Annotated in this window: 24 protein-coding genes; 12 read left to right on the forward strand and 12 right to left on the reverse strand. The window is 62.2% G+C overall.

Features of this window, described 5'->3' with window-relative positions; genetic code table 11:
- Positions 1–35 precede the first annotated feature (35 nt).
- The 3 genes from FJ319_07090 to FJ319_07100 all read left to right on the forward strand — a co-directional run bounded on the left by FJ319_07090 (position 36) and on the right by FJ319_07100 (position 4678).
- Positions 36–1196 (forward strand): amidohydrolase, encoded by a 1161-nt coding sequence (locus tag FJ319_07090; GenBank protein MBM3934052.1) that lies wholly within the window; start codon positions 36–38, stop codon positions 1194–1196.
- Between the two features lie 7 nt (positions 1197–1203).
- Positions 1204–2046, forward strand: coding sequence for an amidohydrolase (locus tag FJ319_07095; protein MBM3934053.1), 843 nt, complete (start codon positions 1204–1206; stop codon positions 2044–2046).
- 151 nt (positions 2047–2197) lie between these two features.
- Entirely contained in the window at positions 2198–4678 is a 2481-nt protein-coding gene (locus FJ319_07100) for an LppX_LprAFG lipoprotein (protein MBM3934054.1), read from the forward strand.
- A 1-nt stretch (position 4679) separates the two neighbouring features.
- Here the strand turns inward: FJ319_07100 and FJ319_07105 are convergent, their stop codons facing one another.
- The 6 genes from FJ319_07105 to FJ319_07130 all read right to left on the reverse strand — a co-directional run bounded on the left by FJ319_07105 (position 4680) and on the right by FJ319_07130 (position 10844).
- Positions 4680–5738, reverse strand: a complete 1059-nt coding sequence (locus tag FJ319_07105; GenBank protein MBM3934055.1) for a GTP 3',8-cyclase MoaA — start codon at positions 5736–5738, stop codon at positions 4680–4682.
- A gap of 185 nt (positions 5739–5923) precedes the next feature.
- Entirely contained in the window at positions 5924–6523 is a 600-nt protein-coding gene (locus FJ319_07110; GenBank protein ID MBM3934056.1) for an XTP/dITP diphosphatase, read from the reverse strand.
- Between the two features lie 81 nt (positions 6524–6604).
- Positions 6605–7645 carry a fructose-bisphosphate aldolase class I gene (locus FJ319_07115; GenBank protein MBM3934057.1) on the reverse strand — a complete coding sequence of 347 codons (1041 nt, stop codon included), beginning with the start codon at positions 7643–7645 and terminating at the stop codon, positions 6605–6607.
- A 42-nt stretch (positions 7646–7687) separates the two neighbouring features.
- A complete protein-coding gene (locus tag FJ319_07120) occupies positions 7688–8665 on the reverse strand; it encodes a fructose-1,6-bisphosphatase (GenBank protein ID MBM3934058.1) in 978 nt (325 codons plus the stop codon).
- Between the two features lie 128 nt (positions 8666–8793).
- On the reverse strand, positions 8794–9342 hold the full coding sequence (locus FJ319_07125) for a Uma2 family endonuclease (protein MBM3934059.1): 549 nt from the start codon (positions 9340–9342) through the stop codon (positions 8794–8796).
- A 95-nt stretch (positions 9343–9437) separates the two neighbouring features.
- Positions 9438–10844, reverse strand: a complete 1407-nt coding sequence (locus tag FJ319_07130; protein MBM3934060.1) for a hypothetical protein — start codon at positions 10842–10844, stop codon at positions 9438–9440.
- Positions 10845–11039: 195 nt separating this feature from the next.
- On the opposite strand from FJ319_07130, the gene FJ319_07135 reads away from it, so the two are divergent.
- From FJ319_07135 to FJ319_07150, 4 genes are all read left to right on the forward strand, one after another.
- Complete coding sequence (locus tag FJ319_07135) at positions 11040–11519, forward strand: hypothetical protein (protein ID MBM3934061.1); 480 nt, start codon at positions 11040–11042, stop codon at positions 11517–11519.
- 117 nt (positions 11520–11636) lie between these two features.
- Positions 11637–11819, forward strand: a complete 183-nt coding sequence (locus FJ319_07140) for a hypothetical protein (GenBank protein ID MBM3934062.1) — start codon at positions 11637–11639, stop codon at positions 11817–11819.
- A gap of 71 nt (positions 11820–11890) precedes the next feature.
- Positions 11891–12667, forward strand: coding sequence for a PspA/IM30 family protein (locus tag FJ319_07145; GenBank protein MBM3934063.1), 777 nt, complete (start codon positions 11891–11893; stop codon positions 12665–12667).
- Positions 12668–12670: 3 nt separating this feature from the next.
- A complete protein-coding gene (locus FJ319_07150) occupies positions 12671–12955 on the forward strand; it encodes a hypothetical protein (protein ID MBM3934064.1) in 285 nt (94 codons plus the stop codon).
- A 79-nt stretch (positions 12956–13034) separates the two neighbouring features.
- Here FJ319_07150 and FJ319_07155 read toward each other — a convergent pair whose 3' ends face one another.
- Complete coding sequence (locus FJ319_07155; protein MBM3934065.1) at positions 13035–13325, reverse strand: hypothetical protein; 291 nt, start codon at positions 13323–13325, stop codon at positions 13035–13037.
- 554 nt (positions 13326–13879) lie between these two features.
- Between FJ319_07155 and FJ319_07160 the strand changes: the two genes are divergently transcribed.
- The 3 genes from FJ319_07160 (at position 13880) to FJ319_07170 (ending at position 16783) form a co-directional block, all read left to right on the forward strand.
- Positions 13880–14830, forward strand: coding sequence for a dihydrodipicolinate synthase family protein (locus tag FJ319_07160; GenBank protein MBM3934066.1), 951 nt, complete (start codon positions 13880–13882; stop codon positions 14828–14830).
- Between the two features lie 13 nt (positions 14831–14843).
- Positions 14844–15767, forward strand: a complete 924-nt coding sequence (locus FJ319_07165) for a dihydrodipicolinate synthase family protein (protein ID MBM3934067.1) — start codon at positions 14844–14846, stop codon at positions 15765–15767.
- 98 nt (positions 15768–15865) lie between these two features.
- The gene (locus FJ319_07170; protein MBM3934068.1) at positions 15866–16783 is read left to right on the forward strand and encodes a hypothetical protein; all 918 of its coding nucleotides are present in this window, start codon (positions 15866–15868) and stop codon (positions 16781–16783) included.
- Between the two features lie 284 nt (positions 16784–17067).
- On the opposite strand, the gene FJ319_07175 is transcribed toward FJ319_07170, so the two are convergent.
- On the reverse strand, positions 17068–18060 hold the full coding sequence (locus FJ319_07175) for a C-terminal binding protein (GenBank protein MBM3934069.1): 993 nt from the start codon (positions 18058–18060) through the stop codon (positions 17068–17070).
- A 32-nt stretch (positions 18061–18092) separates the two neighbouring features.
- Here FJ319_07175 and FJ319_07180 point away from each other — a divergent pair, with 32 nt between their 5' ends.
- Positions 18093–20123: a PAS domain S-box protein gene (locus FJ319_07180; GenBank protein ID MBM3934070.1), complete on the forward strand. Its 2031-nt coding sequence runs from the start codon at positions 18093–18095 to the stop codon at positions 20121–20123.
- A gap of 53 nt (positions 20124–20176) precedes the next feature.
- Here the strand turns inward: FJ319_07180 and FJ319_07185 are convergent, their stop codons facing one another.
- From FJ319_07185 to FJ319_07200, 4 genes are all read right to left on the reverse strand, one after another.
- Positions 20177–21817: a DUF4445 domain-containing protein gene (locus FJ319_07185; protein ID MBM3934071.1), complete on the reverse strand. Its 1641-nt coding sequence runs from the start codon at positions 21815–21817 to the stop codon at positions 20177–20179.
- A complete protein-coding gene (locus FJ319_07190; GenBank protein MBM3934072.1) occupies positions 21817–22158 on the reverse strand; it encodes a hypothetical protein in 342 nt (113 codons plus the stop codon). The genes FJ319_07185 and FJ319_07190 overlap by 1 nt, the downstream gene beginning before the upstream one ends.
- 171 nt (positions 22159–22329) lie before the next feature.
- Positions 22330–22968: a cobalamin-binding protein gene (locus FJ319_07195; protein MBM3934073.1), complete on the reverse strand. Its 639-nt coding sequence runs from the start codon at positions 22966–22968 to the stop codon at positions 22330–22332.
- A gap of 740 nt (positions 22969–23708) precedes the next feature.
- Positions 23709–24752 (reverse strand): hypothetical protein, encoded by a 1044-nt coding sequence (locus FJ319_07200; protein MBM3934074.1) that lies wholly within the window; start codon positions 24750–24752, stop codon positions 23709–23711.
- 437 nt (positions 24753–25189) lie between these two features.
- Between FJ319_07200 and FJ319_07205 the strand changes: the two genes are divergently transcribed.
- Positions 25190–25312, forward strand: a 123-nt coding sequence (locus FJ319_07205) for an IS5/IS1182 family transposase (protein MBM3934075.1), incomplete at its 3' end; no start/stop codon positions are given.

Raw genomic sequence — 25312 nt, forward strand, 5'->3', positions numbered from 1 at the left:
GCAATAGCCCTGCCCTTCCGTGCGCGCCCCCCTTGATGAATCTATCCGGAAGCTCTACCCTTCATGCTGTCCCGGGCCGCGCCACGCGCGCCCTATCGGAGGCCAGAATGATTGTAGACTCCCATGCCCACGCCTTCCCTTACATGGGTAGCGCTTCCGGCCACCGCTCCGCGCGGGAGCACCTGAAGTACGTGCAGCACATCATGATGAGCCACCACCAGCCGCAGCGCCGCGTGCTGGACAACGCCGTCGCGCCCTCCAACACGCTGTGGGACGGCCGCGACGCGGCGCTGGGAGCGATGCACCACGTCGCGTTTCGCGCGGGCGATTACGGCCGCTTCACCTGGGTGTCCAACGACGACGAGCATTACATCCAGTACTTCCCTCCCTCTCTTCGCGACATTGTCGCCACGCCCGAGCAGATGGTCGCGCAGATGGACTACCTCGGCGTCTCGAAGGCGGTCCTGCAGACGGGCCACCTGTACGGCAAGCTGAACACCTACATCGCCAGGGCGGTCCAGAAGTACCCTCACCGCTTCTGGGGCCTGGCGATGGTGGACGAGTGGAAAGCGGACCACCCCAGCGAGCGCCGGACGGTGGACCACGCCGTAAAGGAGCTGGGCCTCCACGCGCTGTGGTTCTACTCCGTTGCGCTCCGCCAGCACCGGCGCGCCGAGGCGCTGGATGACCCGGCCTTCTTCCCATTCTGGCGCCACGTGCGCAAGCTGGGGATCCCTGTATTCTGGTCGGTGAGCACCTCGTTCCCCGGCGCGGACGCCTACATGGCGGAGATGGACGCCTTCGGCCGCTGGGCGCACCGGTACCAGGATATCCCCGTCGTGTACACGCATGGCCTTCCGCTCGGGCGCTTTACGAAGGACGGCAAGATTTCAGTCCCGAAAGAGGCCTGGCGCGCGCTGGAGTCAAAAAACGTGCTGCTGGAGCTGCTCATCCCGATCGCGCAGGGCGCATCGTGGGAGTACCCGTTCGTGGAGGCGCGGCCGTTCATAAAAGAGGCCTATGAGCGCCTGGGCCCGGACCGCCTGGTGTGGGGCTCGGACATGCCCAACGTGGAGCGCCACTGCACGTACAGGCAGTCGCTCGACTACTTGCGGCTGCACTGCGACTTCATTCCGAAGGCGGACATGGAGAAGATAACCGGCAAGAACACGGCGAAGCTGTTCGGGGCATCGTGAGCGGCCTATGACGATCGACTTCCATACCCATATCTACCCCGAGTGGCTGCGCGACCAGCGGGAGAAGTACCTGTCGCGCGATGCCACGTTCGGCGAGCTGTTCGTGAGCCCGAAGGCGAAGATGGCCACAGCCCAGGAGCTTATCGCCGCCATGGACGAGGACGGCGTGCAGGCCTCCGTGGTGATGGGCGTCGGCTGGACGGACCAGGGGCTGGCGCGGGACGTTAACGACTACATCATCGACGCCGTTCGTATGTACCCGGGCCGCATCGTCGGCTTCGGCGGCGTCAACCCGGCGTGGGGAGACGCCGCGGTCACCGAGGCTGAGCGCTGCGCCCGCGCAGGGCTGCGCGGCATCGGGGAGCTACACCCGGACACGCAGGGGTTCGCCATCCAGGAGAGGAGGGCGATGGAGCCGCTGGTTGAGGTGCTCCGGGAGTACCGGCTCATTCTCACCACGCACTCCTCCGAGCCCGTGGGCCACCTGTACCAGGGGAAGGGCCATACCACGCCGGACAAGCTGTGGGCGTTTATAGAGAGCTTCCCGGACGTGAAGGTGGTCTGCGCGCACTGGGGCGGCGGCCTGCCCTTCTACGCCCTCATGCCGGAGGTCGCCGAGGGTCTTGCGAACGTGTACTTCGACACGGCGGCTTCTCCATTCCTTTACAGCGCCGGCATCTTCCGGCAAGCGACGGCACTGGTGGGCGCCGGGAAGGTGCTCATGGCGAGCGACTTCCCCCTCATCCGCGCCAAACGCATCCTGAAGCAGATCAACGAGGCCGCTTTAACCCCTGCGGACAGGCAGAAGATCGTGCACGACAACGCGGCCGCGCTGCTGGGCATCGCCTGACCTGCCGTCGCCTCCCAGGGGCAATTCAGCCTTCCATATTTTTGTCCGGCTACCTGCCCCGTGATATTATGAAATCCGTTCCGGGCTGACTTGCGCGGCCCTCCAGACGTTCTAACCTTCGTCAACCCTATCGATCACTCCCTCTTATCGCATGGAGATATCTGTGAAGCGCACCGTAATTGTCCTCTCCCTTATCGCAATTGCGCTATTCGCCATCGCCTGCTCGAAGGGCGACCCATCGCCGACGCCGACCCAGCCTCCGGCAGCGACGGCAACGGCCGTGCCGACAAGCTCGCCCACACCGGCGCCGCCCACAGCCACGCCGGTCGCCAACCCGCCCCAGGCGCAGGAGATACTGGGCACTTCTGCGAAGGCGATGCAGGCCCTGACTGCCGCGCACTTCGACATGGCCATAACAATGAAGGTCAGGAGCAATGACCTCACGCTCGATATACCGGTCTCACTGGTGGGAGACTTCCAGGCGCCGGACCGGTCGAAGGGCCTTCTCAAGATAGCCTTCGCGTTTCTTAACGTTGAATCGCAGGTCATTTCCGTCGGCGGCACCACCTACATCACCAACCCCACCACAGGCGCATGGGAGGTCAGCCCCGGCGCGTCCGCCGTATTCTCCAACCCGTCAGAGTTCTTCACGGCAGACACGTCTGCTTTGACCGGCCTCACGCTGGTTGGGGAAGAGACTGTAGGCGGCGTGCAGACCTTCCATATCCGCGGGAAGGCCATTTCCGGCACTTTCGGCGACGCCAGCGGCTCCGTGGACGTGGACTACTGGATCGGCATCCAGGACGGTTACGTCCGGAAGCTGGAGGCCACCGGGCCGATCAACCCCGGCCTGGAGCTTAGCCATCTCCTTACGGGCGTGAACACCACAAACGCCTCAATGGTCATGCGGATGACCCTCTCGGACTTCAACAAGCCGGTCATAATCGAAGCGCCGATCGTCGCCCCTCCCGCGCCGACGCCAGTGGCAAAGCAGTACCCGGGCGCGCCCGCGACGGTCATCGAGCCGGGGAAGACGTACACGGCCACGATAGAGCTGGCGAAGGGCGGCAACATCGTTATCGGCCTCTACTCCAACCTTGCGCCGATCACGGTCAACAACTACGTCTTTCTCGCGCGGGACGGCTACTACAACGGCGTCACGTTCCACCGCGTGATCGCTAACTTCATGGCGCAGTCCGGCGACCCCACGGGCACGGGCACCGGCAGCCCCGGCTACACCATCCCCAACGAGTTCAGCAACGAGCTGCGGCACGCCCAGGCCGGGATACTTTCCATGGCCAACGGGGGCATGCCCGGCGGCCGCCCCACAAACGGCAGCCAGTTCTTCATCACCTACGGGCCAACGTCATGGCTGGACGGCCTTAACCCGGACGGCAGCCCCAAGAGCTGCTCAGAGCCCCAGGTGGCGTGCCATTCCGTCTTCGGAATCGTCCTTGAAGGGATGGACGTGCTGCGCTCGATCGCGCCGCGCGACCCGGCATTCGCGACGGCGCCGGGAGACGCAATCAGGTCGATTACTATCCAGGAGTACGCGGCCGGGCAGGGCCCGGATATCCCCCTGCCGGAGGCCGTCAAGCCTGCCGCCAGTGACATGGCAGACGCACGGTATATGCATGTCGCCGCGGCGCTACACGACGGCAGGACACTGGTGGTGGGCGGCATCGGCCAGAGCGGCCCCCTATCCTCCACGGAAATCTTTGACCCGGCAACCAACCGGTGGACAACCACCGGAGGCACCTCGCAGCCGCGAGCCATCCATTCCGGCGTGACGCTCAAGGACGGCAGGGTCCTCGTTTCCGGAGGCCTCAATGCAGCCGCTACCGCGTACATTAACCTGGCGGAGGTCTTCAACCCTGCCACCGGCGCGTGGACGGTGACCGGCCCCATGTCTGAAGTGAGGGGCGGACACTCGGCAACACTGCTGGGCGACGGCCGCGTGCTGATTGCGGGCGGTTCCACCGGCCAGGCGACGCTGAAGACAGCGGAGATATACGACCCCGCCACGAGCGTGTGGACCAGGGTGGCGGATATGGCGCACGGGCGGGACGGCCATTCGGCCACTTTGCTTGCGAATGGGAAGGTGCTGGTTGCTGGAGGCGCAGATGAAACGACGAGCTCCCTGGCGACGACGGAGGTCTATGACCCGGCGACAAATTCGTGGTCGAGCGCGGGCAACCTCGCGGCCGCCCGATCATCGCACACCGCCACACTGCTTCCCAACGGCAATGTGCTGGTTGCAGGGGGCGGCATCGATCCTGTTGGGGTGATAGGCACGACGGAGATCTACGATGCCGTGGCTAACAAGTGGACAGGCGGCGCCGGCATGTCCACCCCGCGGGCCGGGCACAGCGCGGTGGCGCTGAAGGACGGAAAGGTGATGGTCATGGGCGGGCTGGACAATACACCGGCGCCCATAGCCGCGGCTGAGATCTACGACTCCGCCACAGGCATCTGGGTGCCGGCGATGGACATGCCCAGCGTGCGCATTCTTCACAGGACGCTGTTGCTCAGTGACGGCCGCGTGCTCTCAATAGGTGGCGTTGGCGTTAACTCCCTGCTGGCCTCCATTGCCTTATACGACCCGGCGACAGGCCGCTGGGCGGAGCAGTGAGTCACCCCCCAATGTGGTACATCTCCACTTTCTTGCGGCGGGGCTGGGTGAGCGAGGTGCGCTCCTCGGAGTAGCGGTCGTCGCGCTTGCGCCACGTGCCCATGAAGATCTCGCGCAGCTCGCTGTCTGTGGCGCCGGCGCGCATGGGACCGCGGAGGTCTACGCCGCTGCCCGCGAACAGGCACGTGTACATCTTCCCTTCGGGCGAGAGGCGCAGCCTCGTGCAGTCCCCGCAGAACGGCTTGGTGACCGAGGCGATGATGCCGATCTCCCCGCCGCCGTCCCGGTAACGGAACCGCAGCGCCACTTCGCCCCAGTAGTTGCTCTCGATGGGCTCCAGCGGCATTGCCGCGTCTATCCGTGCCACGATCTCGTCCGCCGTCACAACCTGGTCCAGCTTCCAGTCGTTCCGCGTGCCAACGTCCATATACTCGATGAACCGCAGGATGTGGCCCCGGTCCTTCATAAACTTCGCCAGGTCCACGATGGTGTGGTCATTCACGCCTCGCTGGACGACGGAGTTGATCTTGATCGGGGTCAGGCCGACACGCTCCGCCTCGGCGATGCCTGCCAGCACGCGCTCCGTGCCGAAGCTGCGGCCGTTCATCTTGCGGAATACGGCGTCGTCCAGGCTGTCCAGGCTGACGGTCACCCGGTGGAGGCCGGCGTCCTTGAGCGCCTGGGCCTTCTGGGCGAGCAGGTAGCCGTTGGTGGTCATGGTGAGGTCGATACCGGCGGGTTTCATCTCTGTGTTCCTCTCCCCCCGGGAGAGGATGTCGCGCTCCGGCGACAGGTGAGGGATGAGACTTTTTCCACTTTCTCCTCTCCCCCCGGGAGAGGATGTCCCGCCCCGGGACAGGTGAGGGCTCGCCTCAATCTTCGCCAGCATCCCTACCAGTGTTTCCACCTGGTTTCGCACGAGCGGCTCGCCGCCGGTCAGGCGCACCTTGGCCGCGCCCATGCCGACGAACATCCGGGTGAGGCGCGTGATCTCCTCGAAGGTGAGGAGGTCCGGCTTCGGCAGGAACTCGTATCGCTCGCCGAATATCTCGGCGGGCATGCAATAAGTGCAGCGGAAGTTGCACCTATCGGTGACGGACACCCGCAGGTCCCGGAAGGGGCGATTCAGTTTATCTAATACCTGGATCAAACCTTTACCTACTCCTCCTCTCCCGGCTCCGCGGGAGAGGAGGCCCCGATTCCATCGGGACAGGTGAGGGCGGCTGTTCGGCTCTCTCTGTCCCCCTACGCCCCCGCCCAGCGCTTCAGCGCCGTGGCGGCCTTGCGGAACGCTGCGCCGCGATGGCTCCGGCGGTTCTTCTCTTTCGGCGGCAGCTCCGCCATCGTCTTGCCAAGCTCCGGGAACAGGAAAATCGGGTCGTAGCCGAAGCCGTTGCTGCCGCGCGGCTCGAACGCAATCTCGCCGTGGCATTCGCCTTCGAAGATGTCCAGGCGGTCGTCATCCCAGCAGACCGCAATTACGCTCCGGAACCGGGCGCGCCGGGCGCCTGCCTTTACATTCTTCAACTTCTCAAGCAAAAAAGCAATTTTACGGTCGTCCGAGGCGCCCACGCCGGCGTACCTGGCCGAGCGCACGCCCGGCTCGCCGCCGAGCGCCTCCACCTCCAGCCCCGAGTCGTCGGCAAGCGTCGCCAGGCCGCTCAGGTCTGCGTAGGCGCGGGCCTTGAGCACCGCGTTCTCCTCAAAAGTCTCACCCGTCTCCTCCACGTCCGTCGTGATGCCCACATCCGCGAGCGAGAGCACCTTCACCGGGTAACCGGTCAGCATCTCGGTCAGCTCCTTGACCTTACCTTTGTTCGTCGTCGCGATTAGAAGGTTTTTCATCTGTGCCTCTTGGTGCGTTGGTAAAACCAAAGGGCTCCGGTGACGCCGGAGCCCTTCCGCATATGCCTGTGAAAATTGGACCTAAGCCTTGACGGGCTCTTTCTCCATGTCCGGAGTGTACTTGCCCAGCGCCGCAGCGCTCGTCAACTGCGCGCGGTGGTGGTAGGCCCTCTGCGCGCGGACGATGTTCTCAGGCTTGCCAGCCCAGGCCTTGAGCGGGGCTGCCTGCAGGCCGCGGCCGTATGAGTAGCTGAGCTTCCACGGCGCTCCCGCCTTCGCGGCGTACTGGTTGATGGCGTTCAGGTTGACCGTGGCCTCCTCGTCGCCCTGGCCGCCGGAAAGGAAGACGATGCCCGGCACGGCGGACGGCACGGTGTGCTTGAAGCACGTGACCGTCTTCTCCGCAACGTCCTCAGTCCTGGCGCGGCCCGCCGGCGACTCTGTGCCTGCGACGACCATGTTCGGCTTCAGGAGCATTCCTTCGAGCACCACCCGCTGCTTGGCCAGCTCGTGGAAGGTCTCCCGCAGGGTCGCCTCCGTGACCTCGTAGCAGCGCTCGATAGTGTGCTCGCCGTCCATCAGCACCTCGGGCTCGACGATCGGCACCAGGTTCGCCTCCTGGCTGAGGGCGGCGTACCGCGCCAGCGCGTGGGCGTTGACCTCAATGCAGTACCGGCTCGGGATGTTCTTTCCGATGGTAATGACCGCGCGCCACTTCGTGAAGCGGGCGCCAAGGTCGTAGTATTCCTTCAGCCGCTCTCGCAGGCCGTCCAGGCCCTCGGTGACGACCTCGTTCTCGGCGCCCGCGAGCGGCTTGGTGCTCTTGTCCACCTTGATGCCGGGAATGACACCCTGGCTTTGAAGCACCTTCACCAGCGGCGTGCCGTCCGCGGCCTTCTGGCGCAGCGTCTCGTCGTACAGGATTACGCCGCTGATGTACTGGGAGGCCCCTTCCGTTCGGAAGAGCATCTCCCTGTAGATGCGGCGGTTGTCTTCCGTGGACTCCACCTTTATGGAATCGAAGCGCTTCTTTATTGTGGGCGCGCTCTCGTCTGCGGCAAGGATACCCTTGCCGGGCGCGACCAGGTCCCTTGCGGTCAGGGTCAGTTGCTTGAGGTCCATGAATAACTCCTTCGCAGTTTCTTGCTGTGGTGGTCCTCTGGGCTATCCCGCGGCGAGGATTGACACAACTTTTTCAACTACGTCCTTATTGCCCAGGATGAGCGGCGTCTTCTGGTGGTTATCTGAGGGCTGGATGTCCAGGATGCGCTTCGTGCCGGACGACGCTGCGCCGCCGGCCTGCTCGGCCACGTACCCAAGGGGGTTGGCCTCGTACATCAGCCTCAGCTTCCCTTCCGGACTCTTCTTGTCGCCCGGGTAGAGGAATATGCCGCCCTTGAGCAGGTTGCGGTGGAAGTCCGCCACCAGCGAGCCCACGTAGCGCTGCGAGTGGGCGTCGCGCAGGGTGGTGATCGCCTTCTGGGTGGCCGAGTCCCAATTCTTGAAATTGCCGTCGTTCGCGCTGTAGTACTCGCACTTCCTGGGGATGGTAATGCCGGGGTGAGTAAGCGCGAACTCGCCGGTGGCGGTATCGAGAGTGAAGCCGTTGACGCTGTTCTGTGTTGCAACGACGAGCAGCGTGCATGACCCGTAGATGGCGTAAGCGGCGGCAACCTGTTCGCTGCCCTTTCGAAGCAGGGAGGCCTGGGTGACTTTCTCACCTGGCTTCCGTTTCCAGATCCCGAAGATGGAGCCTATGCTGATCGCGACATCTATGTTGGAGGAGCCGTCCACCGGGTCCATCTGGATGATGTAGCTCTGCTGTGGTCCATCGCCTGCCAGCGCAGGGGTTTCGAGCTCTTCTGAGCCTACCGCCGCCACCCTGCCTGAACGAGTGAGCACGTCTACGAAGATGTCCGAGCCGGCGGCGTCCAGCTTCTGGACCGCCTCGCCGTGCACGTTCGTTGTGCCCGTGGCGCCGACGACTCCCGCAATGCAGGAGGCCTGGACCTGCTTTTGCACGAGGATAGTGCCCTTCGCGATCGCGCTGACCACCTCGGTGAGGCCCTCAAGCTGCGCATTGCCCTTCAGAGCCGCGCCCATGAACTCCCCCAGAGTCCGGTAGCCGATCGTGCTGGTCATATGAGTCCCCCGTAATACGCCCTGTAACTTTCACGAGTGTACCAACGGTTCCATGGAGCGTCAAGATGGTCAAATAGCCGCGCGCGGGGCTCACAACAGGGGTACGAAAGCGGTGTTTGAAGGCGTGCTCAGGACCTGACGAATATCTCTTCGACGGGCATCTCGAAGCCGTTAATAATGGTCGAAGCAACGTTGCCGGAAGTGAAAGTGCGCAGAGACTCCTTGCCCCTCGGCCCAAGCTGCAGCACCTGCACGGTCTCCTTTTCCGGGTCGACCATCCAGTACTCCTTCACTCCGTACCGGGCATAGAGGTCGAGCTTCAACTTCCTGTCCCGCCCCACTGTCCCAAGTGAGAGGACCTCGATAATCAGATCGGGGGCGCCTTCGACCTTGGAGCCCGTGAGGATCGTTCGCCTGTCCTCGGCGATAAACAGAAGGTCCGGCTGCACAACATCCATCTTTGAGAACATTACATCGGTCGGCGAAAGCATCACCACTCCGAGGCGATGCTTCTTCAGAAACTGCCTCAGCGCGAGATACAGATTGCCGACTACTTCCTGGTGTTTGTTATTCGGCGCTGGTACCACGTAGAAGTCTCCCCCTATGAGCTCGCGGCGGTCGCCTTCCGGCAACAGCACGTAGTCCTCATACGTGAACTTCAACACGGGACTTTGCATGGCGCATCACCTCCGGCCCACCCGGTAACACCATTCACCTTCCATCATCATATCGCCTCGGCGTGAGACTGTCTCCCATCGTGCGCAATTGGTTTCTATTCGGAGCGCAGCCCGAACGCCAGGGCCTGGCGCACGGTGTCCAGCAGGACCACGTCCGGGGCGATGGCGACTATTGTCATCAACCCATTGCGCTCGATGGATATCGCTCTGCTGGGCAGGACCATCGTCCTCGAGTTCGCGTTCGATGTTACGGGCTCCCAGTCCCTGTTAGCGATCAGCTCATTCAGGTCCAGGTAAGCCTCAAAAAACTCCTGGGCGTCCCGCTCTGTATCCCATACGATCGGGAGGGTCACAACAGTCTTACCCTCCGGGCCCGTGTACATGGCCAGCGCGTCGCCGCCCCACCCGGTGGATGCCACAGCCGCCAGGTTGGGGTCGAGGCCATTCTCCAGGTAAGACCGCAGGAAGAGCTCTCCGCCGTTATCCATAAAATCGCGCTTCCAGCCGTTCCCCAGCACCCACGTCACGTCCGGAAGAATAACGCGGACGGGCACCTCGCCCGCGAGGTACTTCTCAGGATGGATCACCTGCTCCGAGGAGGCCGGCGGGTTGCGGAAGGCATTGTTTATCGCCTCCCACTGCCCTTCCCGGTAAAGGGCAACTGCAAATTCGAGGCCCTGAACGTACGGGAAGATGAACTGCCTGAGCACGATGTATGGAGCGTCGCCGATTACTGCCTCAAGCTCGGGCGTTGTCTGCGGCTCAGACGCAATCTGCTTCGCCTCGTCAAAGTGCTGGCTGAGGTAGATGTACTCCGCCAGCACTGCATCGCCCTCAATCAAAGCGCGAAGCGACTGCTGCCCGTCACTGTCGTTCTTTCGCCTTTCCATCTCCGTCGCGGTGTCAAAGTTAGCTTGCTGGAGCGCGTGCACAAACTCATGCACGTACGTGCGCTCATCGGCCAGCGTCAGGTCAGGCCGCTCAGACACCACGTACATCTTCTCTTTCTCGGCGTCGAAGAAGCCGAGGATACCCTCCGTGCTGAGGCCGTACATGGTGTCGTACAGGGAGGGGCCGTCCGGCGCCATCAGGCCGAGCGCGACGAGCAGGCGCTGCTGCGATTCGAGGTCCGCCTTGCTCTTCTCGAACTCAACGTCAAACAGGGTCCGGAGCTCCGTATTCGATATGAAGTCCCTGTCAACCCCGGCAGTGAGGCTGAGCTGCCTAATGGCGTTCATCTTCAGCCCGGCTGCGTCCAGCGCCTTGGCGAACGGCTCGTCTGGCACTGGTGTGGGTGAGCGGGTCGGAGCGGCCACCGTGGGCAGGATTAAAGGAGGCGGGACAAAAACGCTCGGCGTCGGAGTCGGCGGTACCGGGGTCACCGTCGCGGTGGCCGCCGGCGCCGCAGCAGTGGGCGAAGGCGCGTCTGCGGGCGCAGGGTCTTCACCACACGCCGACATCAAAGCGAGTAAGGGAACAATGAGGATCAGGGGCTTGCGCATTTCTTGCACTCCCATGGAGGCCGACTTACAGGGGTTCAGTATCGAGTTGCCCGAGGAAAGTGTCAAACTCCGCAGATGGTGCAATGGCTTTTATTTTGTCAATGTAGACAGCCCTGTTCCCCAGATGGCGGTCCAGCTAACGCATGGACGACTGCACCGTTCTTGTTTCTGTGAAACCACTCCAGGAGGACCTTCGTGGGTCCTGTAGGGCACGCGGCTATTTCCACAGGAATCGGCGTCGGCGTATGGGCGGCCACGGGCTCGCCGGCGGCGCTGCCGGCTGCCCTGGCTACCGGCGTGTTCAACGACCTGGACCACCTCCTGGACTATTATGTCTGGCACCGCACGCGCGACCGGCGGTTCTGCTTCTATCTTTTCCACGCCTGGGAATACACCATCGCAGGCCTGGTGCTTACAGCCTTCGTCTGGCGCAGCCCGATACCCATAGCGCTCGTGCTGGGCCACCTGGGCCATATGCTTACGGACCAGTCTGTGAACAGGCCCGTCAATCCATTTTCGTATTTCCTCACTTACAGGGCGATCAATCGCTTTCGGTATGAGCGCTTCTTCCCGGACCGCGGAGCGACTCTGCACAGCAACCTGAGCCGCAACATTCCCTTCTGGAGGTTTACCGGACCCCTGCTCTCCCGCTCCGCGCCGGGAGAAGGCAAATAGCAATACCCCGCGCAAAACCGTCAAACGGCTCGCTGTCATTTATGGTCTCATTTGTTGGATAATACGCTGGTCACCCCGTTCGTGTATTCTGGAAAAGGGAGGACAAAGAGGAGCCATATGACGGGAATGGGCCTTGTAGTCGTCGCCGTAGTCCTGATAATTCTGGGCGTTCTTGTGCAGTCGGATCTGATCTCCTGGCTTCTGAATGTCATCGGTTTTGTGCTGATAGCCTCCGGCATCATTGTCGGAATCGTCGGCCTGGTACAGGTGGTCACGGGCAGGAAGGGCTCCCGATTGTGAAGCCCGCGCGGCCCGAGAACTAATTCCCGGGCCGCAAACTGATCGCCGTTAAGGCATTTTGGAGGTTGGCAATGGGAATGTTGTCCCGCATGTCGATGATCTTCAAGTCCAAGGTTAACAAGGTCCTGGACCGCCACGAGGACCCGAACGAGACTCTGGACTACTCGTACGAAAAGCTTATGGAGATGCTGCGAGACGTAAAGCGCGGCGTCGTTGAAATGGTGACCGCCAAGCGCCGCCTTGAGCTGCAGTCCGCCAAGGTGCAGGAGAGCATCACCAAGCTGGACCTGCAGGCCCGCAAGTCGCTCGAGGTCGGCCGCGAGGACCTTGCCCGCCTGGCGCTGGAGCGCAAGCAGGCGGCCATAGCGGAGCTCCAGGGGTTGGAGCAGCAGGTATCCGGCCTGGAGATCGAGCAGGAGAAGCTCACGCAGGCAGAGCAGCGCCTGCAGGCCAAGATCGCCGCCTTCCGCACGAAGAAGGAGATCATAAAGGCCCAGTACAGCGCCGTGCAGGCCCAGGTGCGCATCGGCTCCGCCATGTCCGGGGTAGGCGAAGAGATTAGTGATGTGGCGATGGCCATTGAGAGGGCGGAGAACAAGACGGAAACACTTCGCGCCAAGGCCGGGGCAATCGACGAGCTGGTCGCGTCCGGTGTCCTTGACAGCCCGCTGGAGGGGGGCAAGGACGACATCGACCGGCAGCTGGCGCAGATGACCACGCGCGCCAGCGTGGACGCAGAGCTGGAGCAGATAAAGGCGAGCCTTGGGCCGGGCAAAAGCAGCTCAACCGCGGGCCTGAAACCGGGCACAACTGGAGTGGAGCCCAAGAAGCTCCCGGAGGGGCAATAACAGATGATCGTCCGGATTATGACCGAAGGTCAGTACATGCTGCCGGGCTCGTACATCGACCGGCTGAATGCGATCGATGACAGGATCGTCGACATGGTCGCCAATAACGACCGGGTGAAATTCCAGGCCGAGCTCAAGAAGATGCTTGACCTCGTCCGCCAGAAGGGCAGGCCTGTCCCCTGGGACGAGCTGGTGGAGTCCGATATTGTCCTGCCCCATCCGGACATCACCATAGATGAGGCGAAGGACCTATTCGTCGGCGACGGCCTGGTGCCCAACAGCAAATAGCGCGAGTATCGACTGAAAACCACGAGGGAGCCTGGCAGCAGGCTCCCTCGTGGTTTCTTTTTCGATGTCCGGACCGTGGCTAGGCGGCTTCTCTCGGCGCGCCCACCATGCGGGTGCGGCAGGTAGGGCAGCCGCATCCGCGCTTGGGCCGCAGCGTATCCCTGTAGACCTGGCCCACCAGCTCGTACTCGGTCAGCTTGAAGCAGTTGCCGATGGCGAGGAGCTCCTTCATCCGGCGCGTCTTGTCCGCCTCCTCAGCGTCCGTCAGCGAGTCGTTCCTGAGCATTACTCTCCGGGCGTATGCGCGAACGACTGACAGGTGCTCCGCGACGAGCTCTTTCAGGTCTTGCGAGTCTGCGATAGTAGTCATGGCCTCATCACCTCCCCTGGTTGTCCGTGGTGGGGCTCTGTGAAACCCAGTGTATGGGCTGACCCGGCCCGTGGACTCCGTCGTTCCGCCACCCTCGCCTCATCCGTTTTCGGTAAATTTGCGTGGTCTCAAACCGCTGTATGAAACTTCTGTATGCGCCTAGTCCTGTTGCGTTTCTCTCCGGGCGTTCCAGCGTCGGTACTCGATGCGTTCGTCCTTTGCCCGGCCTCCCTCCGCGACCTTTTCAATATTTAGAACGCGTTCTGTTCGTTGGTGTCAGCTTTGCCTGCCCAGCCCGCTGTTCGAATGTGGCCGCCGGCCTTGCAGGGTGGTAGTCCATTTGAATATGCGGCATGGAGCCTTTATAGCGTCACGACCAGTCATTGCTGGAACTTCGTCATAATAGTTGGCTGAAGCGATTAATTGAATAGTTAATCAGGACTAATCGCAGTGTATGCCTGCACGGCGTACTAGTGATAATATTGTCCGGTCAACCCGCCTTACTTTAGAGACGCCCGAAGCGGCGCCGAAATTCCGTTCAGAGGAGGACCCAGATGATCACGGTCGAAGAGGCAAAGAGAAAGATGCGCGGGGTAACCATACCCCTGGCGACCATCTTCAAGGACGACCTTTCCCTGGACCTGGAGGCGACCAAAGCCAACATCCAGTGGATAGTGGACCAGGGCGCCGGTCCGGGCAACACCATCTTCATCGCGTGCGGCTCCGGCGGCGACTTCACTGTCATGAACACCGACGAGCGCAAGGCCGTGATCAAGGCCACCGCGGATATTGCGACGAAGGCCAAGATTCCCTCCTTCGCCAGCGTGCAGAGCACCGACATCCGCACCACGATCGAACTGTGCAAGCATTGTGAGGATGTCGGCATCGATATTGTGCAGATGAGCTCTGCTTACTACTACGACGTGAAGCAGGGCGACCTGATCGCCTGGTACGAGGAGTGCGCCAAGCACACGAAGGTCGGCTTCGCCGCATACAGCCACCACTACAGCGGCTCCAAGTACGACATGACGATGGATGTTGCTGAGCGCCTCCTCCAGGTGCCCAACACCGTCGCCGTCAAGTGGGGCTCTCCCAACATTGCCAACTACCTGGCCGGCTTCAAGCTATTCGTCCCGCGCGTTGCCGTCGTAAACAACGGTCCTCTGTCTATCTACGGCCACCAGATGGGCGTGAAGGCGTGGGTCAGTCACGTCCCCAACTTCTTCCCCCAGCACTCGTGGCGAGTCCACAGCCTCATGGAGAAGGGCAAGTACCAGGAGGCCCAGGCGGTCTTCGACGATTTTATGGACCCGTACAGCAAGATCCGCGGCGCAATCGGAGCGCAGACAGCCGGCGAGGGCGTCTTCGTGCGGCCGTTCATGGCCGAGGTCGGCCTCAAGGCGGGCAGGTCGCGCCTGCCGTCGCGTGACGAAGTTGTTACGCCGCAGATCCGCGCAGACGTCAAGAAGCTGCTGGCCAGCGCCAAGAGCGCGGTCGGCAAGTAGAAAGGAAACGCACTTGGACCGCAAAACCCTTCGTTCACTCATCCAGGGCACAATCGTCACAACGCCGACGCCCATGGACAAGGACCTGAAGATAGACCTGGCGATGACGACGTACATAACCCGGTGGTGGGTGTCCCAGGGCCTCGGCACCAACGTGGCGCCGCTCAAGGTTGTCGCGGCCGGTGGAGAAGGGCCGGACCTCTCCGACGACGAGTGGCCGCAGGTCGTTCGCACCACGGTCAACGCCGCCGGGAAGAACGCCGTCGTCATGTGCGCCCTGAAGACGAAAAATACCCTCCACACGATTGACGACGCGAAGCGCGCCGCCGACCTGGGCGCAATCGGCCTGCAGATTGACCTGCCCTTCTTCCATCACCCGAACCAGGACGACTATATCCGCTACTTCTCCGATATCTCCGACAAGATAGATATCGGCATCATGATATACAACACCTACTGGTTCGGCGCGGAGCCCATTGCGCCTGAGACGGTGGTGAAGCTGGCGAACAACGCCGAGCATGTCGTCGCGATCAAGTGGGGCGTCCCCAAGGGCGCGGACTACGACGTCATGCGCCAGTTCTCCGACAAGGTGAACGTTATCGACAACACCAGCCAGGCCGTGCGCTGCCACAAGAACGGCGGCCGCGGCTACATCAGCTCCACCGCCACGGCGTACGCGAAGCACGACCTGGACGTGTGGCGGCTCATGGAGCAAAAGAAGTACGCGGAGGCGGACGCGGAGTTCGACCGCGTGCGGGTGCCGCTCAAGGAGTGGCGCGCGAAGGCCTCGAAGTCCGGCGGCTACCGCCATATCAAAGCCTACATGACGGCCGTCGGCAAGCACGTCGGCGACCCTCGCCCGCCGACACTGCCCATGTCAGACGACGAGATCGCAGAGCTGAAGCAGCTTATGCGGCAAATAGGCTGGATCAAGTAAGCCTGTAGAAGCATTCGGTAGGGGCCCCGATTCCATCGGGGCCCCAGTTGCGTCCGCGACGGGTCGCGGCCGACATAGCTCACCCCAGGAGGCCCTCCATGCAACGCAGGTTCGGCTTCGGCAACTACCTTTACGAGTACGTGGAGGGCTGGGCCAAATTCCCGGGCCGAGGAGTTGCCTCGGACATAGCCATCGATTCACGAGGTCTTGCATACGTCGCCTACCGCAAGGCCCCCTACCCCGCCACACGCACCGGCACGATTCTCGTGCTGGACCACAATGGTCGCTTCGTGCGCTCTTTCGGCGACAACCTCCTGGCGACGCCGCACGGCATCCTCATAGGGCCGAACGACGAGATTTACCACGCTGATGCATACAACCACACTGTGACTCAGTTCAACACGGCCGGCGACGCGCTGATGACGATCGGCACGCCTGGAAAGCTCGGCGAGCCTGGACAGCCTTTCGCGGGGCCTACGAATATCGCCCGGTCCCGGTCCGGCGACCTTTTCGTCTCGGACGGCTACAAGCAGAACCGCGTGCACCGCTTCAGCGCGGACGGGAAGCTCAAGCTTTCGTGGGGCAGCGGCGACCCGGTGTACCACGAAATGAGCATGACGGGTAAGGTCTCCAGCAGGCCCGGCGTGGGTCCAGGTGAGTTCAACCTGCCGCACGGCATTGCAATCGACAGGAACGACCGCGTATACGTCCTTGACCGCTCCAACGAGCGCGTCCAGGTCTTCGACGACACCGGGAATTTCCTGGCGGAGTGGAAGGATATTCCCAGCCCTAACGACGTGGCGATAGATGCAGACGGCAACCTGCATATGCTGTCCGACATGGCCGTGCAGGTCATGTCGCCGGACGGCACCGTGCTGGGGCGCTGGGGTGAAACGGGTGAGGGGTCCGGGCAGCTGCGCCGGGTCCCTCACGGCCTGTGGATGGACAGGAACGGCGACATCTACATCGCCGAAGTTATAGTGGAAAACACCCTGCACAAATTCGCGCGCGTTTGACGCGGCATTCCTCAGGCTCCGCCATTTCCTCACGCCGCGTCGGCCTGCCTCGTAGAGACGCCCCGCTGGGGCGTCTCATGCGTTGCGAGAACCCGTCACATGCGAGCGCCACGGACGGTCCTGTGTCGGCCGGCAATGCGGCGGCGGTAACCCCGGAGACGCCCCAGCGGGGCGTCTCTACGAGGGGAAAGGGCGCGAGGCGTCCCGATGTGACGGGTCACCCAAACGCCGGAGACGCCCCGCTTGGGCGTCTCTACGGGCGGGCTATGAACGGCATCCGCTCCTTAACCCACCTTCGCGCGCGCTCGGCTCAGGACCTTCGGGTTCACGACGTTCGCGGGCATCTTGCCCTGCAGGACGCTGGCTACTTCGCCTGCGGCCCGCTGCTCAAGCTCCAGTACGGCTTCCGGGGAGTAGAACGCCACGTGCGGCGTCACTATGAGGTTGGGGAGCTGGAGCAGCTTGTGGCCCAGTGGAGGGTGGATGTCCACCACCACGTCCACGGCGGCGCCGGCCAGCTTGCCCGTGGAGAGCGCGTCGTACAGCGCCTCCTCGTCTATGAGCGGGCCGCGCGCCGTGTTGATCAGGTTAGCCGTGGGCTTCATAAGCGCCAGCTCCCGCCTGCCAATGATGTTCTTTGTAGCCGGCGTAAGCGGAGTGTGCAGGGAAACGAAGTCGGACTCCTTCAATAGGTCGTCGAGCGTCACCTTCTTTACCCCGTTCCTTGCAGCCTCAGCGTCCGTGAGCTGCGAGCTGTTCGCCAGCACCTCCATTCCGAAGCCGCGCGCCTTAACTGCCGTAGCCTTGCCTATCTTGCCGAAGCCGATTATGCCCAGCTTCTTGCCCCGCAGCCGGTTCAGCGGCAGGTTGAGCGGCACGCTGCCCCACCCCGTCTTCTTCGTGGACGTGTCCCAGAGCACCACCTGCCGGTTCAGCGCCAGCAGGAGCGCCATGGCGTGGGTAGAGACTTCGTCCACGCAGTAGTCCGGCACGTTCGTGACAATGATCCCCAGCTCGGTAGCGGTGTCCACCGCAATGTTGTCCAGCCCCACGCCGTAACGGCCGATCACGGTTGCCTTCGTGGCTGCGCGCACCACCTTGTCGGTGACCTTTGCGAAGCACGTGAGGATGCCGTCCACGTCTTTGGCCAGCGCCGCCAGCGTCTCTTCATTGCCGTCCGGCGCGATCACCAACTCCGCGCCCGCGGCGGCGAGGACTGCTCTCTCCGGCTCAACGGAAGGCCAAACATAGTCCGTAACCAGCACTCTCTTTGTCATTCAACGGCTCCTCTTCTCCATCTACGCGGGCGATGCGCGCCCGCAAGGCAGAATGTACCATACTCCGCTGCCGGCGACCAACTCACGGGGCGCATATCTGGCAAACTTTTCGCCAAGCTGCTAATGTCTATCCACGGATGCGCGTTGACCGGTCATTTCGGCAGGCATCGCTACAACGTCGTCACCTCGGGACTCGCAGGTTCATGGCCATACCCTGGACCTTCACGATAATTGCCGCCCCACACGTCGTGGTCAGCCTCTCCATGCTGGCCCTGGGTTCGGCTGTGCTCTACAGAGAGCGCTTTTCCCGCGTCGGCCTTTCTTTCATGCTGTTCACTGCCAGTATCGCCATAGGCGTGTTCGGTATAGCGCTTGTCTTTGTTGTTGACGACCCCGCCACGGCCCTGGCATATGCCAGGGTATTCGGCCACTTCGGCGTCGCGTTCATCCCATCAACCTTCCTGATCTTCACGCTGCATGTCGTCGGCAGGTACAGGGAGCTTCGGTGGTCAGCGTTCACCGCCCTGGCGGTCTCCATCGCCTTCTACCTTGGCTTCGCCGCTACGGACCTCTTCATACCGGAGCTTTATTCGTACTCGTGGGGGGACTACACGCGCTACGGACCGGCCTCACTTGTCTTCATTCTCTGTTTCTTCACCGGGATGACTTTTGCCTTTTATCTCTTCTGGCGCGAGTACCATGCGTATCCCTCCGGGCGAAAGCGCGAGCGCCCTAAAGAGCTCCTGCTGGCGGGCGCCGTGGGCATTATCAGCGGCGTGGACTTCTTTGCCGTATACGGGGTCGCCGTCTATCCATTCGGGTACGTTTTCATGCTCGGATTCGTGGTGCTGTGCGCCAGAGCGATCTGGCGGCACAGGCTGGTGGACATTACCCCCGCTTTTGCGGCGGAAGGAATCATCAGCTCCATGACCGACGGCTTACTGGTCCTTGACCGCGACGGGTCGGTGCGCGTGGTCAACGCGGCGGCCTGCAGCATATTCGGATACGGGGAGGGCGAGATGGTGGGCCGCCCGCTCGCCGCCATGGTGCCGGGCCTGCCCAACCAGGGCAGCTATTTCGACCTCATACGCGTGTCCGGCGGCAAGAAATACTGGGAGATAGCGTATGCAGGAAAGCGGCATGGCGACGAGGCCAAGTACATCGACCTCTCGGCATCGGTTATGCCGGACCGGGATGGAGACATAGCGGCGATTGTTGTGATTGCGACGGATGTCACCCGCCGCAAGAAGGACGAGATGGCCATTCGAGAATCCAACGCGCGTCTTGCTGAGGCCCTTGAGGACCTGCGCCAGGCCCAGGAGAAGATGATTGCCCAGGAGAAGCTCCGCGCTCTGGGCCAGATGGCCAGGGGCATAGCCCACGACTTCAATAACTCTCTCACGCCGATTATCGGCTTTACGGAGATGCTCCAGAAGACGCCCGGAATGCTCCGGAACGAAGAGCGGACGCTCGAGTTTCTGGACATGATCCATACCTCGGCGCTCGATGCCAAGACCATCGTCCAGCGCCTCCGGCAACAGTACAGGCCGGATGCCAGCTCTGTCCCTGCCGTTGCCTTTGACCTGAACAGGTCAATCTCCCAGACGGTGGCGCTCACCAGGTCCCGCTGGCAACCTGAGGCCCCGGGCTCCGGGAAGACCATTGAAGTGAAGACCGTCCTTGGCGCCTTGCCGGACGTGAACGGCAACGAGTCCGAGATACGCGAGGCGCTGACTAGCCTGATATACAACAGCGTTGACGCGATGCCTGAGGGCGGCCGAATCACAATACAGACAGCCAGTGACGGTGATTCTGCGGTCGTTACTGTGGAGGACACCGGCGTGGGGATGACCGAGGAGGTCCGGAGCCGCTGCTTTGAGCCATTCTTCTCCACGAAGGGCGAGCGCGGCACCGGTATGGGCCTGCCGATGGTGGCGCACGTCGTCCGCGAGCATCGCGGGACGATCACCGTCGAAAGCGAGCCCGGCAGGGGCGCGCGCTTTACGGTACGTCTCCCATTCGCCGCAGCCCAGCAGACGGAGTCCGACTTACCGCCGCCCTGAACACCCAGCGGCACGCGCCTGCGGGCATGTCGCTGAACAGGGATGGGCCAAACCTACCCGACTTGCTCCTTCACCGCCCACACCATCTTCATAGGCTCAAACATGCAGCCGTCCACGAATATTTCGAAAAAGTCCGCCGTCGTCTCCAGTTCCACGTGCTCCACCTTGCGGACGATCTGCTCCGCCTTCTCGCGCATAGGCCCCGAGAGTAGCATAATCGTGGCGCCCTCAAGCGAGGCGTTGCCCACCTTCTGGATGTTCTCGGGAGGGAAGTTGGCTATGAAGCCGATGTCCACGGCGTTAGCAACGTCGATATAGTTGGCAAAGCCGCCGGCCAGGTACAGCTTTGTTATTTTCTCTGCCGGGATGCCGTACTTGCGCATGACGATGTACTGCCCGCAGAAGTTGGCGGACTTCGCCTGGGCAAGCGCGGATATGTCTGCACGGGAGAGGTACATCCCGCGCTCCGGCGCAAAGAAAAACTCGCGCGAGCCGTCCGCGAAGACGCCCAGCTGGTTCATCCTGCCGCTGCCCTTTAGCACTGCCAGCAGGTCCACCAGGCCTGAGCCGCATATGCCCTGGGGCGTCTGGTCGCCGATGGTCTTGATCTTGACCGTGCCGTTGTCGATGCGCACGTTCTCCACAGCACCGTCGTAACCCGGCATGCCGAAGGTGATCTGGCCGCCCTCGAAGGCAGGCCCCGCGGGGCACGATGCCGCCAGCATCCGGTCCTTGTTGCCGATCACCACCTCTGTGTTCGTCCCCACATCGACGAGCATAACCGGCTCTTCCAACTGGTCCATGCCGATGGCGAGCAGGTCGGCGGATATGTCCGCGCCGACGTGGCAGCCGATGAGAGGCCCGCTGTAGATGTTCGCAGCGGGGAAGATGCGGATGCCCATATCGATCGCGGTGGAGGTGATCGAGGTAGTGCGGCGCAGGCCCTTCTCCATCTCCAGCTCGGTAATCGACTTGTACGGCTTTTCGCCTATCGTCTGCACGTCAAGCCCGAAGATGATGTCGCGCATCGTCGCGTTGCCCACGATCACGACGTCGTATATCTCCCGGCGGTGGAAGCCAAGGCGGCGCGACATGTCGCCGATCTCGAAGTTAATCGAGGAGAGCATCACCTGGCGCAGCTCGCCGTGGTACTTTCCGCCGTCATAAGAGATGCGGTGCATAATGTCGCTGCCGCCGAACCGCTGCGGGTTCTCGAACGAAGCGGTGTAAACGATCTGCCCGGACTCCAGGTCCACCAGGTTCATCACGACCGTCGTCGTCCCGGCGTCTATCGCCAGGCCGTAGACGTGGCCGCGGTAGGAATCGATCCGCTTGTCCTTGAAGTAAACGCTGTCTCCCTTGCGGTACGTAAGCGGCTCCAGCTTGACGTTGCGGCGGACGGAGTGCGTGAGGATGCGGGGCTGGCGCCTGAGCACGCCGAACTCCACCTCCGCATCGGGGTCGACGACTACCGCCTGGCAGGCCAGGCGGTAGTTGTCGCGGAGGAATTTCTCCTCCTCCGTGATCGGAGTCAGCGCCTCCATACCTCGCTTGACCTCCACGATGCACTCGTGGCAATCGCCGCTGCGCCCGCAGGAAGTGGGCACGCGCACTTTCAGTTGGTCTGCGTAATCGAATATGGACTTGCCGGCTTCGAGGGGTATCTGCCTATCGCCGTGGTAAAGAGGGGCCATTAGCTGTTGGTTTCTTCCTTCGGGGCGGGGACTGCGATATCCGCGTCCGTATCCTTGCCAAGCTCTGCCAGGAGCTGTTTGCGCACCTCAACCGGGGAGTGCGTCTCCCATGCGCCGCGGTAGTCAAGTTTATCGCTGCCGGCGCATACGGGCAAGTCGTCCGGGACCTTCGTAAAGTGCTGGTTCCGGCAGCTGAAGAGCGCCGTGCAGCGGCTCTTCGCGTTCTTGTATGGGCAGCGCCACTGCGACACCTCGTTTGTTGTGTCCGAGATCGATTTGAAGATCTCGTACAGCGTATCGAGGCTCTTCTGGTACTGATCCTTGTCTATCTTCTGGTCCATCTGTCCTTCAGCGCGTTGCTTTCCCGATGATCTGCCACCACGTCAAACCGTTACGAAATCCACCAGTTAATTGTAGCCTATCGCGCCCTGTATCCCAAAAATAGACAGGGGCGAGAGATGCTCGGCGCTCTCTCGCCCCTGTGTGTTCTGTCTATGGCACCGGCGATCCAGCTATGAAGGCATGCCGACGCCGACGAGCTTTTTCGCAAGGTCCACGCATGCGATGGCGTCCTTGCCGTAGCCGTCCGCGCCCATGTCTTCGGCGAACTCCTGCGTTACCGGGGCGCCGCCGACCATGATCCTGACCTGCTCGCGCATGCCCTCGGCCTCGAAGGCCTGGATAGTCTTGCCCATGTTCGGCATCGTCGTCGTCAGCAGCGCGGACATGCCCAGCACCCTCGCGTTGTGCTCTGTGACCGCCGCGATGAACTTTTCCGGCTTCGTATCCACGCCCAGGTCATGGACGATAAACCCGGCGCCCCTCAGCATCATGATGCAGAGGTTTTTGCCGATGTCGTGCAGGTCGCCCTTCACCGTTCCCATGATGACCGTGCCGATGGGCTCGACGCCGGATGCGGACAGGATGGGCTCGATATACGTCATTCCAGCCTTCATGGCGCGGGCGGCGATGAGGACCTCGGGAACGAAGATGATGTTGTCGCGGAACTTGATGCCCACGATCGCCATTCCGGCGATCAGGCCATCGTCCAGCACCTTGTTTGCCGTGAAGCCCTTGTCCAGGGCGATCTTCGTCAGCCGGCCGACCTCGTTGTTGTTGCCCGTGATCAGCGCGTACGCGATCTCGTGCATTAGAGGGTCCTTGTCCTTGAACAGGCCCTGGATATGCTTCTGCTCAAAGGGCTTGGTAACGTAGTTGAACTCTTTAGCAAGCCCCGCGTGGTTCGTCACCATTAGGAAAACACCGCCCCCTACGAAATGTGTGCAACCGAACCATTATTCGTTCGAAGCCCGTCTTTGTCAATTCAAGCGGGCCCCCGGTACCGTTTGCTTCCTGTGTATCAGGGTGCTAGGATGACATAAGGACTAGGCGATATGGCCTTATTGAAGATCAAGGAATCTATGCCAAAAGAAGTGGTTGTGCTCATAGGTATCCTTCTCGTGATCATCGGTTGCGGTCTTTACGCTATGGTTGATTTTGACCCCGTTCAGTTAGTGGGCGCTGTTCTTGCTCTAGCTGGCGTTCTTGTCGCAATTGCAGGCGGATTTATGAAAGACTAAGAACCCCGCTGCGTTTATGACATAGAAAAGGAACATCAAGAACAGCGCTCCCGTTAGCCATAACGGGAACAACTTAATGCCCATCACTACACCCATAGCACCAACACCAACTGCCATGCCGACGATCACACCCCACCGGCTACCACCGCCAAGCAAACGGAACCGGACCCCCTCGACTCTTTCCTCTCCCTCGACGGGAGAGGATGTCCGGCTCTGCGGACAGGTGAGGGTGAGACCTTTACCACCTCCTCCTCTCCCGGCCCCGCGGGAGAGGATGTCCGGCTCTGCGGACAGGTGAGGGTGACCTCCCCTTACTTCCCCAACTTCCCGTCCCTGAACGCCTGGATGAAGTTCACGCAGAACTCGTCCTTGCCCGTGAGCATATCAATGGCGTACTTCGAGGCCTCCGTATTCGGGTCGAACTCGAAGACGTCCTTGATCTTGCTCTGGACGGGGTCGATGATGCCGCTGTCGATGCCGGCGTCCAGGCCCAGGTGAATGAACGCGTCGTTAATGAGCTTGCGCTTGGGCAGGCCGAAGGAGACGTTGCTCAGGCCGCCGCCGATGTGCACTTCCTTGCCCCACTTCTTGCGGATTGAGCGCACCGCGTCGAAGTAGTGGTTGCCGTAGCGCGGGTCCACGGATATCGGGAACACGAGCGCGTCGATGTGGATGTCATCCTTCGGCACGTCCCGCTTAAGCGCCGCCTCCATGAGCTGGCCGATGTTCTCCGCGCGCTCCTCGTCGTCGGACGGCATGCCCGATGCTCCGGCGGCGGTTACAATCACATGGGCCTTGTGCTTCTTGACCAGGTCGAGAGTCTCGATGCGCTCCAGCGCCAGCGAATTGATCATCGGCCGCCCGGCCTTGCCGGTGTACGCCGCAAGGCCCTCGGCGATGATCTCGGCGTTGGATGAGTCGATGCTGGGGGGAACAGGCGAGACGGCCTCCACCACCTTGACGAGCCAGCGCATCGCTCGCTTCTGGATTTCCAGCTGGTAGGAGATCTCGTCCACGTTCAGGTCCAGGAAGTGCGCGCCCGCCCTGGCCTGTCGCCGCACCTCATAGCGAACGTACGCCGCGCCCTCCTGCTGCTCGTCCGGCCCGCCGTCTATACCCTTCCGGGCGGCGATCATGAAGTGCTTGATCTGCCCCTGAGAGTACGGCTGGGTGTTCTTGAACCACTCCGGCACTGTGAGCATTCGGTCTTCGCCGTCGTCGCCCTTGAACGGCACCGCCTCGTTCCCGTCCGGCAGGGTGACGGCGCGCTGCCCGTTTCGCAGCACGATGCGTGTCGTGTGGATGTTCTCGCCGATGATCTTGAACTGTTCCGGGGACGTTATCACGCGTGCCATTGTGGTTCGGTGTCTTCCTTATGATATGTTGCCATGCGATGGTGAGGTAGTGCGCAGGGCCGGCACCCAGCCCCGACCTCTCTCCCCCTGGCCCCCTCTCTCCGTGCACGGAGAGAGGGGGAAATGAGCCCTGGGGCTTCGCCCCAGACCCCGGTGCGGGGCTTCGCCCCGTGCCCCACTGAGGGCTCCGCCCTCAGACTCCCATCGGGCCTATGGCCCGAATGATGGCCCGATGGGGCCATGCCGAGCCGAAGGATCGGCCTCAGAACCCCTTCCCTCTCAGGGAAGGTCCCTAGATCCCGATGAGTCCTCGAATCGGGAGGCAGGGGTTAGGTGGCTGCTGGTTCCCTCCTCTCCCCGAGGAGACCTTTGCATAACCCGGGGTAGAGGCGATAATCATACCTGTGCGAGGAAAATATAGCAAAATGGAGTGAGCCATGCACCGCAATATGGGAAACCCGTCCATGATCGAAGCGTTCCTTCCCGAGCAGGTTGGGCGTAACGAGCGATTGGAGAGGATAGCCCAAGTTGTGGACTGGGAAAAGATGGGAAAGCTGGTG

The sequence above is a fragment of the SAR202 cluster bacterium genome (assembly GCA_016872355.1).
In the GTDB taxonomy this organism is placed as follows: Bacteria; Chloroflexota; Dehalococcoidia; order Lucifugimonadales; family VGZY01; genus VGZY01.

Excerpts from the sequence above, each read along its gene's own strand:
- FJ319_07090 (MBM3934052.1), top strand. The coding sequence starts at position 36 with ATGAATCTATCCGGAAGCTCTACCCTTCATGCTGTCCCGGGCCGCGCC.
- FJ319_07095 (MBM3934053.1), top strand. The coding sequence starts at position 1,204 with ATGACGATCGACTTCCATACCCATATCTACCCCGAGTGGCTGCGCGAC.
- FJ319_07100 (MBM3934054.1), top strand. The coding sequence starts at position 2,198 with ATGGAGATATCTGTGAAGCGCACCGTAATTGTCCTCTCCCTTATCGCA.
- FJ319_07105 (MBM3934055.1), bottom strand. The coding sequence starts at position 5,738 with ATGCCCGCCGAGATATTCGGCGAGCGATACGAGTTCCTGCCGAAGCCG.
- FJ319_07110 (MBM3934056.1), bottom strand. The coding sequence starts at position 6,523 with ATGAAAAACCTTCTAATCGCGACGACGAACAAAGGTAAGGTCAAGGAG.
- FJ319_07115 (MBM3934057.1), bottom strand. The coding sequence starts at position 7,645 with ATGGACCTCAAGCAACTGACCCTGACCGCAAGGGACCTGGTCGCGCCC.
- FJ319_07120 (MBM3934058.1), bottom strand. The coding sequence starts at position 8,665 with ATGACCAGCACGATCGGCTACCGGACTCTGGGGGAGTTCATGGGCGCG.
- FJ319_07125 (MBM3934059.1), bottom strand. The coding sequence starts at position 9,342 with ATGCAAAGTCCCGTGTTGAAGTTCACGTATGAGGACTACGTGCTGTTG.
- FJ319_07130 (MBM3934060.1), bottom strand. The coding sequence starts at position 10,844 with ATGCGCAAGCCCCTGATCCTCATTGTTCCCTTACTCGCTTTGATGTCG.
- FJ319_07140 (MBM3934062.1), top strand. The coding sequence starts at position 11,637 with ATGACGGGAATGGGCCTTGTAGTCGTCGCCGTAGTCCTGATAATTCTG.
- FJ319_07145 (MBM3934063.1), top strand. The coding sequence starts at position 11,891 with ATGGGAATGTTGTCCCGCATGTCGATGATCTTCAAGTCCAAGGTTAAC.
- FJ319_07150 (MBM3934064.1), top strand. The coding sequence starts at position 12,671 with ATGATCGTCCGGATTATGACCGAAGGTCAGTACATGCTGCCGGGCTCG.
- FJ319_07155 (MBM3934065.1), bottom strand. The coding sequence starts at position 13,325 with ATGACTACTATCGCAGACTCGCAAGACCTGAAAGAGCTCGTCGCGGAG.
- FJ319_07160 (MBM3934066.1), top strand. The coding sequence starts at position 13,880 with ATGATCACGGTCGAAGAGGCAAAGAGAAAGATGCGCGGGGTAACCATA.
- FJ319_07170 (MBM3934068.1), top strand. The coding sequence starts at position 15,866 with ATGCAACGCAGGTTCGGCTTCGGCAACTACCTTTACGAGTACGTGGAG.
- FJ319_07175 (MBM3934069.1), bottom strand. The coding sequence starts at position 18,060 with ATGACAAAGAGAGTGCTGGTTACGGACTATGTTTGGCCTTCCGTTGAG.
- FJ319_07180 (MBM3934070.1), top strand. The coding sequence starts at position 18,093 with ATGCGCGCCCGCAAGGCAGAATGTACCATACTCCGCTGCCGGCGACCA.
- FJ319_07185 (MBM3934071.1), bottom strand. The coding sequence starts at position 21,817 with ATGGCCCCTCTTTACCACGGCGATAGGCAGATACCCCTCGAAGCCGGC.
- FJ319_07190 (MBM3934072.1), bottom strand. The coding sequence starts at position 22,158 with ATGGACCAGAAGATAGACAAGGATCAGTACCAGAAGAGCCTCGATACG.
- FJ319_07195 (MBM3934073.1), bottom strand. The coding sequence starts at position 22,968 with ATGCACGAGATCGCGTACGCGCTGATCACGGGCAACAACAACGAGGTC.
- FJ319_07200 (MBM3934074.1), bottom strand. The coding sequence starts at position 24,752 with ATGGCACGCGTGATAACGTCCCCGGAACAGTTCAAGATCATCGGCGAG.